A 17,697-nucleotide genomic window follows, 5' to 3' on the forward strand; every position below is an offset into this window, starting at 1 on the left:
GCTATTCTCCCTGCCCGAGCGAGTAGCCCCGCTCGCCGTCGAACGTGTAGAGGTGCTCCGTCTTGATCACCTCGAAGCCGGCTTCGTGGAGCGCCTTCAGCAGGGAGAGCACGTCCGGGAACGTCGCCGGGCCGTCGTGGGCCGGGAGGAAGCGGCAGCGCCAGTGGTCGGTGCAGAACGTCTCGGGCAGTCCTTCCGGGTAGACCTTCACGCCCCGGTTGGTGATCATCTTCAGCCGCCAGCCGGCCGTGCCGGCCGCGGCCTCGAGGCGCCCGCCGATGACGTTCGGGTCGCGCCCTTCCTCGTCCCAGTCGATGAACGCATCGACGCCGACGAGCGTCTTCTCCGGGCGGGGATGGGACCGGGCCGCGACGCGGATGCCGCCGGGCCGGTACTGGACGGGTTGCAGCCGCCGGGGCTGCTCGCCGAGGCGGTCGATGACGGCCTGCGTGAACTGCCGCGTGCCCACCTCGCGATGGCTCAGGCCCGGCCGGTAGATGTCCGCCGTGTGGATGCCGTCTTCCAGGGTGCGGAGCCAGGCATTCTTGATGCGCCCGGCCACCTCGCCCAGCCCGAGGTGCACGAGCATCTGCGTGGCGGCCACCAGCAGCCCCGAGGGGTTGGCCACGTCCTTGCCGGCGATGTCGGGCGCCGAGCCGTGCACGGCCTCGAACATGGCCACCTCGTCCCCGATGTTGGCCGAGCCGGCCAGCCCCACCGAGCCGGCAATCTGCGCGGCGATGTCGGAGAGGATGTCGCCGTAGAGGTTGAGCGTGACGATGACGTCGAACTGCTCGGGCTGGGCCGCCACGCGCGCCGCCCCGATGTCGATGATCTGGTGCTCGGCCTCGAGGTCCGGGTATTCCGCCGCGACCTCGTCGAAGACCCGGTGGAACAGCCCGTCGGTGATCTTCATGATGTTGTCCTTCGTCATGCAGGTCACCTTGCGGCGGCCGTAGGCGCGGGCGTATTCGAAGGCGTAGCGGATGATGCGCTCCGACCCCGGCCGGGTGATGAGCTTCAGGATCTGGGCCACCTCCGGGGTCTGCCGGTGCTCGATCCCGGCGTAGAGGTCTTCCTCGTTCTCCCGGATGATGACCAGGTCCATGCCGGGGTGCAGGGACATCACGAACGGCGCGTACGACTTCGAGGGCCGGACGTTGGCGTACAGGTTGAGCGTCTTGCGGATCGTGACGTTGAGGCTCTTGTAGCCGCCCCCCTGCGGCGTGGTGATGGGCGCCTTCAGAAAGACCCGGTTGCGCCGGATCGTCTGCCACGCTTCCGGCGCGATGCCGGAGGTGTGCCCCCGCTCGTAGACGGACTTGCCGACTTCGATGACGTCGTAGGTCAGCGGGGCGCGGGCGGCGTCGAGGATCCGGAGCGTCGCCTCCATGATCTCGGGCCCGATGCCGTCACCATAGGCAATGGTGACCGGCGTCGGGGTGGTCGTCTCGGTGGAGGGGGCGTCCTGGATATGCGGGGCGTGCGTGGTGTTCATGCGGATGCTTTTCCCGGGTGAAAGGTTGGCGGCGCGGCGTTGTATGCGGACCCGCGGGCGCGGTTTCACGGCGGGGGCACGTCGTTCCCGTCGCCCGGTCTCAGTCGTCGGCGGTCTCGGCGAAGGCGGCGTCGAAGGCCACGTCCGAGGGGCGGAAGTCGACGGCGCGGACGAAGTCGCACGCCTCGGCGGCGCCGTGCTCGCGGTGCATGCCGCTGTCTTCCCACTCGACCGAGAGCGGGCCGTCGTAGCCGATACGGTTGAGCATCCGGATGATTTCCTCGAAGTCGATGCTGCCGCGCCCGAGGGAGCGGAAGTCCCAGAACCGGCGGCGGTCGCCGAAGGGGAGGTGCCCGCCGAAGACGCCCGAGAGGCGCGGCGTGGCAGACCACCACACGTCTTTCATGTGGACATGGTAGATGCGGTCGGCGAAGCGCTCGAGGAAGACGATGTAGTCCACGCCCTGATAGCCGAGGTGGCTCGGGTCGAAGTTGAAGCCGAAGGCCTCGCGGTGGCCCAGTGCTTCGAGCGCCCGCTCGGCCGTGACGACGTCGAAGGCGATCTCGGTGGGGTGCACCTCCAGCGCGAAGCGCACGCCCACCTCGTCGAAGACGTCGAGGATGGGGTTCCAGCGGGCGGCAAAGTCGGCGAATCCTTCGTCGAGCGTGGCGGGGTCGACGGGGGGAAAGCTGTAGAGCAGGTGCCAGATGCCGCTGCCGGTGAAGCCGTTGACCACCTGCACGCCCAGGCGGGCGGCGGCGCGGGCGGTGGCCTTCATCTCCTCGGCGGCGCGGCGGCGCACCCCTTCGGGGTCTCCGTCGCCCCAGACGTGCGGCGGCAGGATGGCCCGGTGCCGCGCATCGATCGGGTCGCAGACGGCCTGCCCGACGAGGTGGTTCGAGATGGCCCAGACCTTCAGGCCGTAGCGGGCCAGCAGGTCGTGCCGGCCCTGGCAGTAGGCGTCGTCCTCCAGGGCCCGGTGCACGTCGAAGTGGTCGCCCCAGCAGGCGAGTTCGAGGCCGTCATAGCCCCACGAAGCGGCCTTCTCGGCGAGGGTTTCCAGCGGCAGGTCGGCCCACTGGCCGGTGAAAAGCGTGACGGGTCGTCCCATGGCCTTGATTCGATGGGATAGGATTCGCAAACGCAGAACGCAGGGAAGAATATCAAAAATACGGGAGACACGCCAGCGGGATCCGGGGCGGCCGGCCCCCGGGCGACCGGCCGCCTGCGACGGGTTTCATCGGCCTGCGTCCCGGCCGGCGGGCGGGGCGTCTTCCGGGGGGATCGGCAGCGTGAAACGGAAGCAGGCACCGTGCCCCCGGCCTTCGGATTCGACCCAGATGCGCCCGCCGTGCCCCTCGATGATCCGTTTGACCACGGCCAGCCCCACCCCGGTGCCTTCCACATTCGGATCAAGGCGATTGAACAGCTCGAAAATGTTTTCGTGGTAGGCCGGGTCGATCCCGATGCCATTGTCCCGGACCGAGCACAGGACCTCATGTGCGTTGCACGTGGCCCGGATCTCGACGCGCGGCGCTGGCTGGTCGCCCATGAACTTGATGGCGTTTTCGATCAGGTTCTGAAAGACCTCGGCGAGGCGGTCGCGGTCGGCCCACACGGTGGGTAGCTCCGGGGGCACGTCGAACGTGACGCGGTGGTGGTGGGTGCCCACCTGTTCGAGCGCCTGCCGGACGGGTTCGTGCAGGGGTACGGCCGCCGGTGGATTCATCAGCCGGCCGGCCCGGGAGAGTTCGAGCAGGTCTTCCAGCAATTGCTGCATCCGGTCCGCGGCGTTGCCGATGTGCTGCAGGTCCTCCCGGATACGCGCCGTGTTGCCGGTGGCGATGTCGCGCTCGAGCAGGCCGAGAAAGCCCTTGATGGTCACGAGGGGCGTCTTCAGGTCGTGCGAGACGGTGTAGGTAAACCGTTCGAGTTCCGCATTGACGATCTCCAGGGCCGCGTTCTTTTCCTCCAGTTCACTTGTGCGTTGCGCCACGCGTGCTTCGAGTTCTTCGTTGATACGATGCAGGCGTTCGTCGCGCTCCTGGATGGCAGTCGTCATGGTGTTGACGGCCTGTATGATGGCGTCGAGGTCGGCCAGGCCGAGGAGAGCGAGGCGCTGGCTATAGTCGCCCCGGGCGATGTGATGGAGGTTTTCCGCCAGCAGGGTCAGGGGGCGGTGCAGAAAGCGACGGAACACCCAGAGAATCAGGCCTAGGAGAGCGACGATCAGGAGCAGTCCGGTCAGGGAGAGCGCTGTGAGGATGGCCCGGTTTTCGGCCTGCATGCGGGTCAGCGACAGGGCCAGCGTCACCGTGCCGACCGCGTACCCGTTGTGCATGATAGGGCGGGTGCGCTGAATGACATCGTTCGTCCGTGCTTCAGCCGGGAGGGTGAACTCGAAGATGAGGCGTCCCTCCTCGTCCACGATGTGCAGGTAGACCACGTTGGTACGTGCCGCGTAGACCCGGCCGATCTGTGCCGCTCCTTCCGGGTTGACGTTCCAGAGCGGTTGAGCCAGCAATTTGGCCAGCTGGGTGCTCAGGTCGTCGGCCTCGTGCTTGAGGGCCTCGGCGTGTCGCTGGATGGAATAGGCATACATGAGGAGGCCCGAGAGGGTCACCACGGCCACGATGGTGAAGGTGGTGCCGAGGAGCAGGTCCCGCGTCAGCGTACGGGTGCGCAGGGCGTGAAACACGTCGATCACCTGAGGAAGGACGGCGGGTCAATCCGGGTGCCGGGTGGCAACAAGAGGTTCTCCAGCGTGAAGCGACGTCGCTCCTTCAGGCGCGCACGGGCCAGCACGTTTCCGTAGTATTTTTCGAACAGGGCATTGAAGGAGCCGTCAGCCAGGGCACGGCGCAGTCCTGTTTCCAGGCGCTCGGCCAGTTCGTCGTCTCCCTCCCGCACGAAGAAATAGACGGCGGCGGGGTACTGGATGAGCAGGCAGCGGTCTACCACCAGCCCCTGATCGGCGTGCCGGGCCGCCTCGCCCCAGATCTCGAGAACCGAGCGGGGAAAATAATCGAAGCGCCGCCGCTGGAGCATGCGGAAGAGCGCCTCGTAGGTCGGGGCCGTTTCGACACGGAAACCGTTGGCCTGCAGGATCTGGGTGTCGGGCCAGTCGTGCTGCTGCCCGGCCGCCAGCCGTTTTAATTCGGCGGGGTCATCGAGGGCGCAGAAGCGGGCCGTGTCGGCGGCGTTGACGAGCAGGAGCCGGTACCCGATGAGGCCCTGCTGCAACGCGAAGCGGATGGGACGGATGCCGGGCATGGCCTCACGCTCGGCGGAGGTCATCGTCCAGACGACGTCCAGGTCCTGTCCCTTCTGCAGGCGAAACAGGGCCCGTCCCTGGTACAGGTCCAGGGTGCTCACCTCGCGCCGGTACGGCTTGCCGGCTTTCTGAAGCGCCAGGTCGAGCAGTTCGACGAAGTACTGGTTTCCGGCGCCGGTTCTCGCATCCGGGGCGATGTGGCGGACCACCAGCGGCTGGGTCCGGGCCACCGAGGTCCCGAATGCCAGAGCGACCAACAGGCACAGGGCCCGGCAAACAGAAGGCGGCATGGCGGAGGTCGTGCTCAGGAGATTGCGGGCGGGAAGACCATGGAACGCCCGTCCGGGTTCCCGGGAAGCAGCCGCCTATTCCGAAGGCGGGGTGTAGCGGGCGTCGACCCAGGCGCGGCGGCGGCCGCTCTCGAGGGCGGTCAGGATGAAGTGCACGCCCACGGCGCCGTCCTGCACGGTCGGGAAGTCGAGGTCGAAGGGGTGCGGTTCGGTGCCGGTGAGGCGGGCGGCGATGGTCCGGCCGGCGTTCCGGTAGATGTTGGCGAACGCCTCGAAGAAGGCCTCCGGGTGGCCCGAGGGCAGCCGGGTGTTGTGCCGGGCGATGTCGGTCAGGTAGTCGTTGCCGCGCCGGAGCACCCGGGCGGGCTGGCCGAAGGGGCGGTAGTACAGCTCGTTCGGGTGCTCCTGGAACCACTGGAGCGACCCCTCGGTGCCGTAGACGCGGATGTTCAGGTTGTTCTCCTCGCCGACGGCCACCTGGGTGGCGTGGAGGATCCCCCGGGCGCCGCCGGCATAGTGGATCAGCATACTCACGTCGTCGTCGATGGCGCGGCCCTCGACGAACGTGTGCACGTCGGCGCAGAGGGCTTCCATCTCCAGCCCCGTGATGTAGCGGGCCAGGTTCTCGGCGTGCGAGCCGATGTCGCCGAGGGCGCCGGCTCCGGCCTGCTTCGGGTCGGTGCGCCAGGCAGCCTGCTTGTTGCCTTCCTGCTCCAGCGGCCGCGCCAGCCAGCCCTGCGGGTATTCCACGACGATCTTGCGCACCGTGCCGATCTCGCCCGCCTGTACCATCGCCCGCGCCTGCTTCACCATCGGGTAGCCGGTGTAGTTGTGCGTCAGCGCGAAGACCACGCCGTGCCGCGCCACGAGCCGGCACAGCGCCTCGGCATCCTCGAGCGTGGTCGTCATGGGCTTGTCGCACACCACGTGGAAGCCGGCCTCGATGAACGCCTTCGCCACGGGGAAGTGCATGTGGTTGGGCGTCACGATGGCGACGAAGTCGATCCGCTCGCCAGCGGGCAGGGCAGCCTCGCGCTCGACCATCTCCTGGTACGAACCGTAGACGCGCCGCGGGTCGAGCAGCAATTCCGCGCCCATCTGCCGCGACTTCTCGGGGTTCGACGAGAAGGCGCCGGCCACCAGTTCCATCATGCCGTCGAGGGCGGCGGCCGTCCGGTGCACGGCGCCGATGAAGGCGCCCGGCCCGCCGCCGACCATGCCGTAGCGAAGCTTTCGGTTCAGGGTCATGTTTGGGTTGAAAATTGCAGATTGCAGATTGAAAATTCAGGGTTCCAGGTGGCGCGTTCCACGTTGGGGTCGGGGTGTGGACCCTTCGTGTCTTTGTGCCTTCGTGGCAAAAATCGTCTGCGGCCCTGGGGCGTGTCAGAAGGTGAGGGCGCTCAGGTGGGCATAGCTGGCCGAGATGCTGGCGAGCGGGTCGGCCGGGTTGTCGTGCTCGACGAAGTAGTGCCGGAGGCCGGCGTGCCCGGCGTGGGCGAAGATCGCTGCGAAGTCAATGGTGCCGGCGCCCACGTCCGCCATGGTTCCGTCCGCCGCCATGTCCTTGACGTGGCAGAGGGGGAAGCGTCCCGGGTACTGCTCGAAATACGTCATCGGGTCGAAACCGGCCTTCGTGATCCAGTACAGGTCGAGTTCCATCTGGACCAGCTCCGGGTCGGTCTCGGCCAGGAGGAGGTCGTAGGGGCGCTGCCCTTCGAGGTCCATGAACTCGAAGTCGTGGTTGTGGTAGGCGAACTGGAGGCCGGCGGCCCGGCACGCCTCGCCGGCGCGGTTGAACGTCTCGGCGTGGCGGCGGTAGTGGTCGAGCGTGGCGCGCTCTTCGGGGGCGAGCCAGGCCACGACCAGGTAGCGGTGCCCCACCTCGGCGGCCTGCGCGACGGTGGCTTCCAGCCGGTCCCCCTGCACGCTCGCGAGCATCGTGTGCGTCGAGGGGGCGGCCAGGCCGTTGGCCTCGAGCATGGCGCGGATGTCGGCCGGGCTGTGGTCGAAGTAGCCGGCGAACTCGACCTCGTCGTACCCGATCTCGGCCACGCGGGCGAGCGTGCCGGGCACGTCCTCCTGCATGAGCGAGCGTACGGTGTAAAGCTGCAGGCCGATGCGGTCGAGGCGGCGGCCCGCCGTCGCGGTGGCGTCGGCTGTGCCGGGGGCGGCGTCTTCGCGGGCGCAGCCGCCCAGGGCCAGCCCGCCCAGCGCCAGGGCGGAGGCGTGCAGGAAATGGCGTCGGTTCATTTTTTTGGATTGAAAGGTTGCAAATTGCAAATTGCAGATTCTGTGTTGTGCCGATGGCAGGTTTCGGAGGGCAGATTGCGTCGAAGAAGGCGTCGGCCCACCCCAATCTTCAATCTTCAACCTTCAACCTGCCATCCCCTTACAGATTCCCCCGTTTCATCTCCTCGACGGCGTGGTGGGCAGCCCGTGCGGTAAGCGCCATGTAGGTCAGCGAGGGGTTCTGGCAGGCCGAAGAGGTCATGCAGGCCCCGTCGGTGACGAAGACGTTGGGCACGGCGTGGACCTGGTTGTAGGCGTTGAGCACGGAAGTCTTCGGGTCGCGGCCCATGCGCGCGGTACCCATCTCGTGGATGCCCAGCCCCGGCTCGGCGCCGTAGCCGCCCTCGGTGTAGTTGTCGTACGTCTGCACGTCGGTGCAGCCGGCGGCTTCGAGCATCTCGGCCGCCTGCTCGGCCATGTCCTTTCGCATGGCGAACTCGTTCTCGCCCCAGGCACAGTCGACGTGCAGGAGCGGGATGCCCCAGGCGTCGGTCTGCTCCGGGTCCAGCCAGACGCGGTTCTCGTGGCGCGGCAAGGCTTCCCCGAAGGCCACGAGGAACATCTGCCAATGCGAATTAAGGGTAGAACGCGAGGATCCACATCGCCGCGGCTAGCCGCCCGAAGACGTGCACCAAGAGGCCCTCGAACGAACGCACCTTCGAGGCCACCTCGATGCCCGTCTTCTGCTCGATCCAATTGAACAGCGACTCGATCGGCTGCCGGCGCTGACTGACCCGCCGCGAGTACACCTTCTCGGTCAGCAGCACATCGGTCTGCCCCTTGCGCTTCTTCACCGGCGTGCACAGGTGCAGGTTCTGCTCGGCTGCCAGGCGCTCGCCTAGCTCACGGTCGGCGTAGATCTTATCGGCAAAGAGACGCCCCTCGTGCAGGCGCGGTAGGATCTGTCGGGCCACGGTCAGGTCATTGGCCGGGCCGGGAGCCAGTCCGATGTAGAGCGGCAGCGGCATCGTGCCGGGACGCCGCCGTGCGACGACATGTACCTTGACGCCGTAGAAATACAGGTTCTTCGAGGCGCAGAAGCCTTTGCCGGCGATGTGCGGAGCGACCCTGGCCCAGGCCGAGCGCTTCTGCTGGGCCATCACGACCGGAAAAGAGTCGATGATGTAATCGGTTGGTTCACCAGAGCGCTCTGCAGGTCGCTCACCAGAGGACTGGCGCGGACATGCCTCCAGGGCTGCTTCGACCAGCAGGGGGAAGGCATCGGCCAGCCGGTTGAGGCGCTGCACGAAGGCGACGTAGGAGGGCAGTTTGGGGAAGAAGGCCATCAGGTGGTCGCGGGTGTAGGCGTAGATGTCGGTCAGCGTGCGGCGCTGCTGCATGAGGCCGAAGAGGTAGACGGTGAGGACTTCTTCATCGGAGAAGGCCGGCGAGTGGTTGTTGCTCAGGCGCTGGGCAACGACGCAGAGGCGGCGCTGATACTGCTCACAGACGTGGAGGAACAGATGAATGAGCGTATATTGCCAGTCCATGGGGTCCTCGGGCGTTTGGTTGGAGGTGAGGGGTCATCTCCTTCTAAACGCTCAGGACACCATGGTGTCAACTCTTAATTCGCATTGCCACGGTCCGGGTTCGCGGAGGCGGTGCTTGAAGTCGGCCCCGAAGCCGCGCATCGCCATGCCCCGGTTCCAGCCCGCCCGGCTGGCGCCGCCCTGGTAGCCGTAGCCCCGCAGGAAGTCCCTATGCCGCGTGGCCCGGTCGCCCAGGTTGCGGAAGCGTGGGATGTAGATCCCGTTGGGCCGGTTGCCGAAGTAGTACCGGTCCTCGAAGCCCGGCATGATGCCTCGCGCCCCCACGCGGAAGTGGTGGTCCATCAGGTTGTGGCCGAGCTCGCCGCTGTCGTTGCCCAGCCCGTTCGGGAAGCGCGACGAGGTCGAGTTGAGCAGGATGCGCGTCGTGCCGAGGGTAGAGGCGCAGAGGAAGATGATGCGGGCGAAGAACTCGTGCATCTCTTTCGTCTCGTAGTCGACGACGCGGACGCCGGAGGCGCGGCCCTTTTCTTCGTCGTAGATGACGCTGTGGACGACGCTGTGGGGGCGGATGGTGAGGTTGCCGGTGGCGCGGGCGGCCGGCAGCGTGGCGCTGAGGCTGGAGAAGTAGGCGCCGGGGGTGCAGCCGCGCGAGCAGGGACCGCAGTAGTGGCAGGCGGCGCGGCCGTTGTGCGGCACGGTCAGCACGGCCGTCCGGCCGATGGTGAGCGTCCGCTCGGGGAAGTGGGCCTTGATCTCGTCCCGCACCTTCTGCTCCACGCAGTTGAGCTGCATGGGGGGGAGGAACTGGCTGTCGGGGAGGTGGGGCAGGCCCTCGGGCTGGCCGCTGATGCCGGCGAAGCGCTCGACGTAGTCGTACCAGGGTTCGAGGTCGGCGTAGCGGATGGGCCAGTCGACGGCGATGCCTTCGCGGAGGTTGGCCTCGAAGTCGAGGTCGCTCCAGCGGTAGCTCTGTCGCCCCCAGGTGATCGACTTGCCGCCGAGCTGGTTGCCCTGCACCCAGGTGAAGGGTTTCTCCTCCACGTAGGGGTGCTCCCGGTCGTTGATGAAGAAGTGGACGTTGTCTTCGTGCACCACGCCGCTGCGCCATTGCACGGGGTACTCCGCTTCCATCTTCTTCCGGTCGTCCAACCCTCGGAACGTGAACTCCCAGTTGGGTTTGTGCTCGGTGATGTAGTCCTTTCCGTGCTCGACGGGACGGCCGCGCTCGAGCAGGAGCACCTTCAGGCCCTGTTCGGTCAGTTCCTTGGCGGCCCAGCCGCCCGTGATGCCGGAGCCGACGACGATGGCGTCGTACGCCTGGCGTTCCTGGATGAAAATGTGCTCGTACATCACGTTCACCTCCACGCCGCGTAATGCGGCCGTTTCTGATGTCGTCTTCACGATGCCGGGATGGCCCGGGGTTCGACGCCCGGCGTGCAGGACTCAGGCCCAGGTGCGCCCGACTTCTTCGAGCGGGGCACAGCCGTCGTAGCGACCCGGGGCCGCGAGCCATTGCAGCTCCTGCGTGGCGCCGATCTCGGAGGTGTAGTAACCGAGCAGGGTCAGCTGTTTGAGCATCAGGAAGAACGGCTGCCCGTCCGGGGAGGGCGGGGCGGCCAGGGCCTCGTCCTCCAGCTGCGTCAGCAGGGCGACCTGCTGTTCGGGTGTGGCCTCGAGGAAGGCGACCTGGTAGGCGGCCTGGCTCCGGGCTTCCACGTCAGCCAGCCCGGCCAGGAAGCGGTCGCGGTCCTCGGCGGGCGCCCAGTCGGTCAGGATGAGGTCGACGAACTCGTTGACACGGGCCGCCTTCGCCCCCGGCGTATCGGTTTCCGGGATGATCATCTCGGTCAGGTGAACGACCAGCTCGTTCTGCTCGGGCGTGAGCGTGCGGGGCGTGAACGCCGCCTCGCCACCGGTGCGGCAGCCGGAGAGCAGGCCCGCCACGGCCGGCGCATACAGCACCCCGCCAAAGAGCAGGCCCACACGCTTGATGGCTTCTCGTCGGTTCATGTGCGTTGAACGTTTAACGTGGAACGTTGACACGTCGGGAGTCCGGGTCCGGGAAAGCACCGGGATGTTCGTGTCTTCGTGGCCCAAACATCCGCCCGGTCTTTTCCCCTCACAGATTCCCCCGTTTCATCTCCTCGACGGCGTGGTGGGCAGCCCGTGCGGTAAGCGCCATGTAGGTCAGCGAGGGGTTCTGGCAGGCCGAAGAGGTCATGCAGGCCCCGTCGGTGACGAAGACGTTGGGCACGGCGTGGACCTGGTTGTAGGCGTTGAGCACGGAGGTCTTCGGGTCGCGGCCCATGCGCGCGGTACCCATCTCGTGGATACACAGGCCCGGCTCGGCTCCCAGGCCGCCCTCGGTGTAGGCGTCGAACGGCTGAACGTTGGTGCAGCCGGCGGCTTCGAGCATCTCGGCCGCCTGCTCGGCCATGTCCTTCCGCATGGCCAGTTCGTTCTCACCCCAGGTGCAGTGGACCTTCAACAGGGGGATGCCCCAGGCGTCGGTCTGCTCCGGGTCCAGCTCGACGTAGTTGTCGTGCCGGGGCAGCGTCTCGCCCCAGCCGCCGAGCCACATCGTCCACGGTCCGGGTTCGCGGAGGCGGTGCTTGAAGTCGGCCCCGAAGCCGCGCATCGCCATGCCCCGGTTCCAGCCCGCCCGGCTGGCGCCGCCCTGGTAGCCGTAGCCCCGCAGGAAGTCCCTGTGCCGCGTGGCCCGGTCGCCCAGGTTGCGGAAGCGCGGGATGTAGATCCCGTTGGGCCGGTTGCCGAAGTAGTACCGGTCCTCGAAGCCGGGGATGGTGGCCGTGGCCCCCACCACGAAGTGATGGTCCATGAGGTTGTGGCCGAGCTCGCCGCTGTCGTTGCCCAGCCCGTTCGGGAAGCGCGACGAGGTCGAGTTGAGCAGGATCTGCGTCGTGCCGAGGGTGGAGGCGCAGAGGAAGATGATGCGGGCGTAGAACTCGTGCATCTCTTTCGTCTCGTAGTCGACGACGCGGACGCCGGAGGCGCGGCCCTTTTCTTCGTCGTAGATGACGCTGTGGACGACGCTGTGGGGGCGGATGGTGAGGTTGCCGGTGGCGCGGGCGGCCGGCAGCGTGGCGCTGAGGCTGGAGAAGTAGGCGCCGGGGGTACAGCCCCGCTCGCACGGCCCGCAGTAGTGGCAGGCGGCGCGGCCGTTGTGCGGCACGGTCAGCACGGCCACACGGCCGATGGTCATCTTGCGTTCCGGGAAGGCCCGTTCGATGCCCGCCTTCAGGTGCTGCTCGGCGCAGTTCATCATCATCGGCGGGAGGAACGGGCCGTCGGGGAGGTGGGGCAGGCCCTCGGGCTGGCCGCTGATGCCGGCGAAGCGCTCGACGTAGTCGTACCAGGGTTCGAGGTCGGCGTAGCGGATGGGCCAGTCGACGGCGATGCCTTCGCGGAGGTTGGCCTCGAAGTCGAGGTCGCTCCAGCGGTAGCACTGCCGCCCCCACATCAGCGAACGCCCGCCCAGGTGGTAACCGCGGATCCAGGAGAACGGCTTGTCGGGGTCGTGCTCGTACGGGTTTTCGCGGTCGTTGACGAAGAAGTGGCGAGTGGCTTCGCCGAAGGCATAGCAGCGGCGCTGCACGTCGTACTCGGCCTCGTACAGGCGCCGGTCGCCGCGCCCGCGGAAGGGCAGCTCCCACGGGGCCTTGTGCTCGCCGGTGTAGTCCCTGCCGTGCTCGACATGGCGGCCGCGCTCGAGCAGGAGCACCTTCAGGCCCTGCTCGGTCAGTTCCTTGGCGGCCCAGCCGCCGGTGATGCCGGAGCCGACGACGATGGCGTCATACGCCTGGCGTTCCTGGATGAAAATGTGCTCGTACATACGACCTGGTGGTTAGGAGGCCGGCGAGATCTGGCTCTCCGGCGCCACATGCGCCACCGGCTCGGGCTCCTCGGGCACGACCCGGTCCTTGAAGGTCAGGATGAAAAAGAGTAGCACGGCGGCGGCAAAGCCGGCGGGGAAGTACCAGAACTCCTGCCACTGCGCGCGCGTGAGGGCCTCTGCTGCGCCGAGGAAGCCGTTGTAGACGTTGCCGGCCACCTGGGCGCCGATGAGCATCCCGACGCCGTAGGTGACGAGCACCAGGAAGCCCTGGGCCTGTCCCCGGATGGCCGGCGTCGACTTCTTGTCCACGTAGATCTGCCCGGTGACGAAGAAGAAATCGTAGCAGATGCCGTGGAGCAGGATGCCCGTGATGATCATCCAGAAGATGGCATCCGGCGCGGCCAGCGCAAAGAGCACGTAGCGCAGCACCCAGGCGCCCATGCCCACGGCCAGCATCCACTTCACGCCCAGTCGCACGAAGAAGAAGGGCATCAGCAGCATGAAGACGACTTCGGACATCTGCCCGAGCGTTTGCGTACCGGCGATGTTCTGGAAACCGGTGGCTTGCAGAAAGAGCTGGGTGAAGTTGTAGTAGGCGGCCAGCGGGATGCAGATCAGCAGCGAGCTGATGATGAAGATGTAGAAGGGCTTGCTGCCGAGCTTCTCGAAGGCGTCGAGGCCGATGATGCTGCGGACGGATACCTTCTCCCCGGCAGCCGGCGGCGGGGTGTGGGGCAGGGTGAAGCTGTAGAAGCCGAGCGCGATGCTGGCCAGCGCCGTCGTGTAGAGCGGCAGGGCCGTCTGTTCGGGCAGCATGTCGGTCACGAACCGCCCCAGCACGAAGCTGACGAACAGCCCGGCCACGATCCACCCGATGGTGCCGAAGACCCGTATGCGGGGGAACTGTTTCTCCTGGTCCTGGATGTGGTGGAAAGCCAGCGAGTTGGCCAGCCCGAGCGTGGGCATGTAGCACAGGTTGTAGAGCAGCAGGAGCAGGATGAAGACCAGCGGTGCTCCGCTCGTCTGCGGCACCGCGAGCATCACCACGCCGCCGAGAATGTGCAGCACGCCAAGGACTTTCTCCGTGGCAAAATACCGGTCGGCCACCAGCCCGAGAAAGAAGGGGGCCACGATGGCCGCGATGGGGTTGACCGTGTAGGGCCAGTGCGTCAGGTCGCCCATGCCGTGGTTGTCCATGTAGACGGCCACGGTGGTGTACCAGGCGCCCCAGATGAAGAACTGGAGGAACATCATGGCGCTCAGGCGCGCGCTCAGGGATCGATCCATGGCGTGATGGGGTTTGGCTGATGGAACGATGCAGGGACACGACGAGGCAGGTCACGGCCGGCAACGGCCCGGTGTCCGGGGGGACAGGCGTGCGGTGGGGGCCGCGAAGCAATTAATGAAAAGGTTTTCATAATCCAAAGTCAAGGTGTGCCGGCCGTAATCGTGGACCGGAAACCCGCTCCTGGCCGGTCCGTGCCTTGCGCATCCGGGCGATGCCGTGTATCCTTCGCCGGGGCCGGCCTCTCCGCCCCGAAGACGCTTGTCTCATCTGAACCCGCGCGTGCCATGATCACCCGCTCCGTTCGCCCCTGGCTCGTCTTCATCGTCCTGGCCGCCTGGGTGCCGCCTCTCTTCGGGCAGGCCGGGCGCCCCCTCACCTTCGCCGACCTGATGCGCTTCAAGACCATCGACGACCCGGTGATCTCGGACGACGGCGCCTACGTAGCCTTCACCGCCGCGCCGGACCGGGGCGACGGCGAGGCGGTCGTCCTCGCCACCCGGGGCGAAGTCCGGTACGTGGTCGCGCGCGGCAGCCGGCCGGTCTTTTCGAAGGACGGGGCCTTCGTGGCGATGCGCCTGGAGCCGCCCTTCGCCGAGGCGGAAAAGGCGAAGAACGGCAAGGACCGGCCGAAGCCGGGGCTGGCGCTGCTCCGCACCCGCGACGGCGCGGTGACCACCGTCGACTCGGTGGAGGCGTTCGCCTTCTCGGAAGACGGCGCCTGGCTGGCCTATCACCGCACCGCGCCGAAGGACACCTCGAAGGCGGCGAAGGACAACGACAAGCGCATGCGCGGCGCGCCGCTGGTGCTCCTGCGCCTGGCCGACAGCACGGCGCTCACGGTGCCGGACGTGCACACCTTCGCCTTCGACGAGGCGGGGCGCTTCGTGGCCTACGCCGTCGCCGCCGACGACAGCACCCGCGACGGCCTCTACGTGCGCGACCTCCACGCCGACGGCACGCCGGAGACAGCGCTCGACGCCCGCCCCCACGGCCGCTACGAGGCCCTGGCCTGGAGCGAGGCCGGCGGCCGCCTGGCCTTCACCGCCGCCACCGAAGACGCCGACGGCGAGCCCGGACCGGCCACGCTCTACGTGTGGGACGGCGCCGCGACGCGCCCGGCCGCCACCCCCGACGACGCCCCCGCCGGCTGGACCCTCCCCGCCGGCAACACCCTCCGCTGGACCGAGGACGGCGAGCGCCTCTTCTTTGGCTTCCGCCCCGACTGGCCCGACCCGGAGAAGGACGAAGACGACAACACCACCGCCGCCGACCCGTACGACCTCGACGCGATCCTCGAAGACCGCACCGTGGATGTCTGGCACACCCGCGACTCGCTCATCATCCCCAACCAGAAGCGCCAGTGGAAGCAGAGCCGCGAGCGTACCTACGAGGCCGTCTACCACCGCCGCGACGGGCGCGTCGTCCCGCTGGCGGACCGGCTCGTGCAGGGGCAGGGCGAGGCAGAGAACCCCCGCGTGATGCTCGGCCGCGCCGAGGCCCCCTACTACCGCCTGCGCACCTGGGAAGGGTTCTTCTTCGACCCCTACGTCATCCGTCTCACCGACGGCTCGCGCACGCGCATCGCCGAGAAGCTGAGCAACGCCGTCAGCCTCTCGCCCGAGGGGGGCTACGTGGTCTACTACAAGATGCCGCACTGGTACCTCTACGACGTCGCGCGCGGGACCACGCGTAATCTCACCGAGGGCCTGCCCGTGCCCTTCGCCGACGAGGACCACGACTACCCGAGCGAGGCGCCGGGCTACGGCGTGGGCGGGTGGCTGGCCGGGGATGCCGGCGTCCTCATCTACGACAAGTACGACGTCTGGCTCTTCCCCACCGACGGCACCGCCCCGACGCGCCTCACCGGCGGGGAGGGCCGCGCCTCCGGCCGCACCTTCCGCATCGTCCAGACCGACCCCGAGCAGCGGTTCTTCGCGCGTGGCGAGACGGTGCTCCTCTCCTCGTACCACAACCACCGGAAGAACGACGGCTTCTACCGCGCCGTCATCGGGCAGGAGGGCGTCACGCGGCTACTCGAAGAAGACAAACGCTTCCGCTTCCTCGCGAAGGCAAAGGACGCCGACGTCTACCTCTTCACGCGCGAGGACTACAACGAATTCCCCGACCTGTGGGTGAGCGACCCGGACTTTGCGAACCCCCGGCGGATCACCGACCTGAACGCGCAACTGGCGCCCTTCGCCTGGGGCACGTCGGAGCTGATCGAGTGGCGCAGCGACGACGGCATCCCGCTCCAGGGGGTGGTCATCAAGCCGGGCAACTACGAGCCGGGCAAGCGCTATCCGGTGATCGTCTACTTCTACCGCTTCATGTCGCAGCGGCTGCATGAGTTCAACGCGCCTGTGGTCAACCACCGGCCGAGCTTCCCGCTCTACGCCTCGAACGGCTACCTCATTTTCCTCCCGGACGTGCGCTTCGAGATCGGCCGGCCGGGCTTCTCGGCCACGAAGGCCATCGTCCCCGGGGTGCAGAAGCTGATCGAGATGGGGCTGGCCGACCCCGACGCCATCGGGCTGCACGGGCACTCGTGGAGCGGCTACCAGACCGCCTTCGTCGTCACGCAGACGAACCTCTTCCGGGCGGCCATCGCCGGGGCGCCGGTGTCGAACATGACGAGCGCCTACAGCGGCATCCGGTGGGGCAGCGGCCTGGCCCGCCAGTTCCAGTACGAGAAGACGCAGAGCCGCCTGGGCGGCAGCCTGTGGGAAGCCCGCGACCGCTACATCGACAACTCGCCGGTGTTCTTCGCCGACCGCATCCACACGCCGCTGCTCATCATCCACGGAGACGACGACGGGGCCGTGCCGTGGTACCAGAGCATCGAGCTCTACCTGGCCCTGCGTCGCCTGGGCAAGGAGGCCGTCTTCCTCCAGTACCGGGGCGAGGACCACCACCCGGCCACCTACGCCAACAAGCTGGATTGGGCGATGAAGATGAAGGAATACTTCGACCACTACCTGAAAGGGGCGCCCGCGCCGGCCTGGATCGAGAAGGGCGTGCCGTACGCGGGCGAGTGAGGCGGAGCGACAACGTGTTGGAACGTTGACCGGTTGAACGTTGGAACGTTCAACCCTCCGGTGCCAACGCATGATGGATCCACGCACCATGCATCGCCGCTTTCTGCCGCGCACGGTCGTCGTCCTCGGGCTGGTGTCGTTCTTCAACGACATCGCCAGCGAGATGATCACCCCGGTGCTGCCGCTGTTTCTGACGGCGACGCTGGGGGCGGGGCCGGCGGTGGTGGGGCTGATCGAGGGGGTGGCCGAGGCGACGGCGAGCCTGCTCAAGCTGGCGACCGGGCGGTGGGTGGACCGGCACGGGCGGCACAAGGCGCTGGTGCTCGGCGGCTACGGCGTCTCGAACGCCGCCCGCCCGCTCATCGGCCTGGCGACGGGGTGGGGGGCGGTGCTCGTGCTCCGCTTCCTCGACCGCGTGGGCAAGGGGGTCCGCACGGCCCCGCGCGATGCCCTGATCGCCGCGGCGGTGGAGCCCGGGAGCCGGGGCCGCGCCTTCGGCTTCCACCGGGCGATGGACCACGCCGGCGCCACGGTGGGGCCGCTGGCGGCCTTCGCCCTGCTCCAGGCCGGGGTGGGCCTGCGCGACGTGTTCCTCCTCTCGGTGATCCCGGGCGTGGTGCTGATGGCGCTGCTCTGGCGCGGCATCCCGGCGGACCGGCCCGTGGCGGCCCCGGCGC

The 17,697-nt window shown here is 67.8% G+C and carries 12 protein-coding genes and 2 pseudogenes; 2 read left to right on the forward strand and 12 right to left on the reverse strand.

What is annotated here, in order from left to right; genetic code table 11:
• Position 1 precedes the first annotated feature (1 nt).
• From GQ464_RS11295 to GQ464_RS11350, 12 genes and pseudogenes are all read right to left on the reverse strand, one after another.
• Positions 2–1,498, reverse strand: coding sequence for an NADP-dependent isocitrate dehydrogenase (locus GQ464_RS11295; RefSeq protein ID WP_166978298.1), 1,497 nt, complete (start codon positions 1,496–1,498; stop codon positions 2–4).
• 100 nt (positions 1,499–1,598) lie between these two features.
• Positions 1,599–2,609: a sugar phosphate isomerase/epimerase family protein gene (locus GQ464_RS11300; RefSeq protein ID WP_166978296.1), complete on the reverse strand. Its 1,011-nt coding sequence runs from the start codon at positions 2,607–2,609 to the stop codon at positions 1,599–1,601.
• A 126-nt stretch (positions 2,610–2,735) separates the two neighbouring features.
• Positions 2,736–4,205 carry a sensor histidine kinase gene (locus GQ464_RS11305; protein ID WP_166978294.1) on the reverse strand — a complete coding sequence of 490 codons (1,470 nt, stop codon included), beginning with the start codon at positions 4,203–4,205 and terminating at the stop codon, positions 2,736–2,738.
• Positions 4,202–5,062 (reverse strand): substrate-binding periplasmic protein, encoded by an 861-nt coding sequence (locus GQ464_RS11310; protein ID WP_166978292.1) that lies wholly within the window; start codon positions 5,060–5,062, stop codon positions 4,202–4,204. Before GQ464_RS11310 ends, GQ464_RS11305 begins: the two co-directional genes overlap by 4 nt.
• Before the next feature lie 75 nt (positions 5,063–5,137).
• Complete coding sequence (locus GQ464_RS11315) at positions 5,138–6,310, reverse strand: Gfo/Idh/MocA family protein (protein WP_166978290.1); 1,173 nt, start codon at positions 6,308–6,310, stop codon at positions 5,138–5,140.
• A gap of 135 nt (positions 6,311–6,445) precedes the next feature.
• Complete coding sequence (locus GQ464_RS11320) at positions 6,446–7,312, reverse strand: sugar phosphate isomerase/epimerase family protein (protein ID WP_166978288.1); 867 nt, start codon at positions 7,310–7,312, stop codon at positions 6,446–6,448.
• Between the two features lie 139 nt (positions 7,313–7,451).
• Positions 7,452–7,919, reverse strand: a pseudogene (locus GQ464_RS11325) (GMC family oxidoreductase); the annotation flags it as partial.
• 7 nt (positions 7,920–7,926) lie between these two features.
• Complete coding sequence (locus GQ464_RS11330; protein ID WP_228350222.1) at positions 7,927–8,841, reverse strand: transposase; 915 nt, start codon at positions 8,839–8,841, stop codon at positions 7,927–7,929.
• An 84-nt stretch (positions 8,842–8,925) separates the two neighbouring features.
• Positions 8,926–10,191 (reverse strand): annotated as a pseudogene (locus GQ464_RS11335) (GMC family oxidoreductase N-terminal domain-containing protein); the annotation flags it as partial.
• 93 nt (positions 10,192–10,284) lie between these two features.
• Positions 10,285–10,851 carry a gluconate 2-dehydrogenase subunit 3 family protein gene (locus GQ464_RS11340; protein WP_166981928.1) on the reverse strand — a complete coding sequence of 189 codons (567 nt, stop codon included), beginning with the start codon at positions 10,849–10,851 and terminating at the stop codon, positions 10,285–10,287.
• Between the two features lie 109 nt (positions 10,852–10,960).
• The gene (locus GQ464_RS11345; protein ID WP_228350224.1) at positions 10,961–12,694 is read right to left on the reverse strand and encodes a GMC family oxidoreductase; all 1,734 of its coding nucleotides are present in this window, start codon (positions 12,692–12,694) and stop codon (positions 10,961–10,963) included.
• Positions 12,695–12,706: 12 nt separating this feature from the next.
• A complete protein-coding gene (locus GQ464_RS11350; protein WP_166981773.1) occupies positions 12,707–13,984 on the reverse strand; it encodes a nucleoside permease in 1,278 nt (425 codons plus the stop codon).
• Between the two features lie 285 nt (positions 13,985–14,269).
• On the opposite strand from GQ464_RS11350, the gene GQ464_RS11355 reads away from it, so the two are divergent.
• Together GQ464_RS11355 and GQ464_RS11360 are read left to right on the forward strand one after the other, a co-directional pair.
• Positions 14,270–17,020 (forward strand): S9 family peptidase, encoded by a 2,751-nt coding sequence (locus GQ464_RS11355; protein WP_166981770.1) that lies wholly within the window; start codon positions 14,270–14,272, stop codon positions 17,018–17,020.
• A gap of 88 nt (positions 17,021–17,108) precedes the next feature.
• Positions 17,109–17,697 (forward strand): MFS transporter (locus tag GQ464_RS11360; protein ID WP_228350225.1); only part of this gene is annotated, 589 nt, incomplete at its 3' end.

Origin of the sequence: Rhodocaloribacter litoris (genome assembly GCF_011682235.2) — a bacterium.
Taxonomy (GTDB): Bacteria; Bacteroidota; Rhodothermia; order Rhodothermales; family ISCAR-4553; genus Rhodocaloribacter; species Rhodocaloribacter litoris.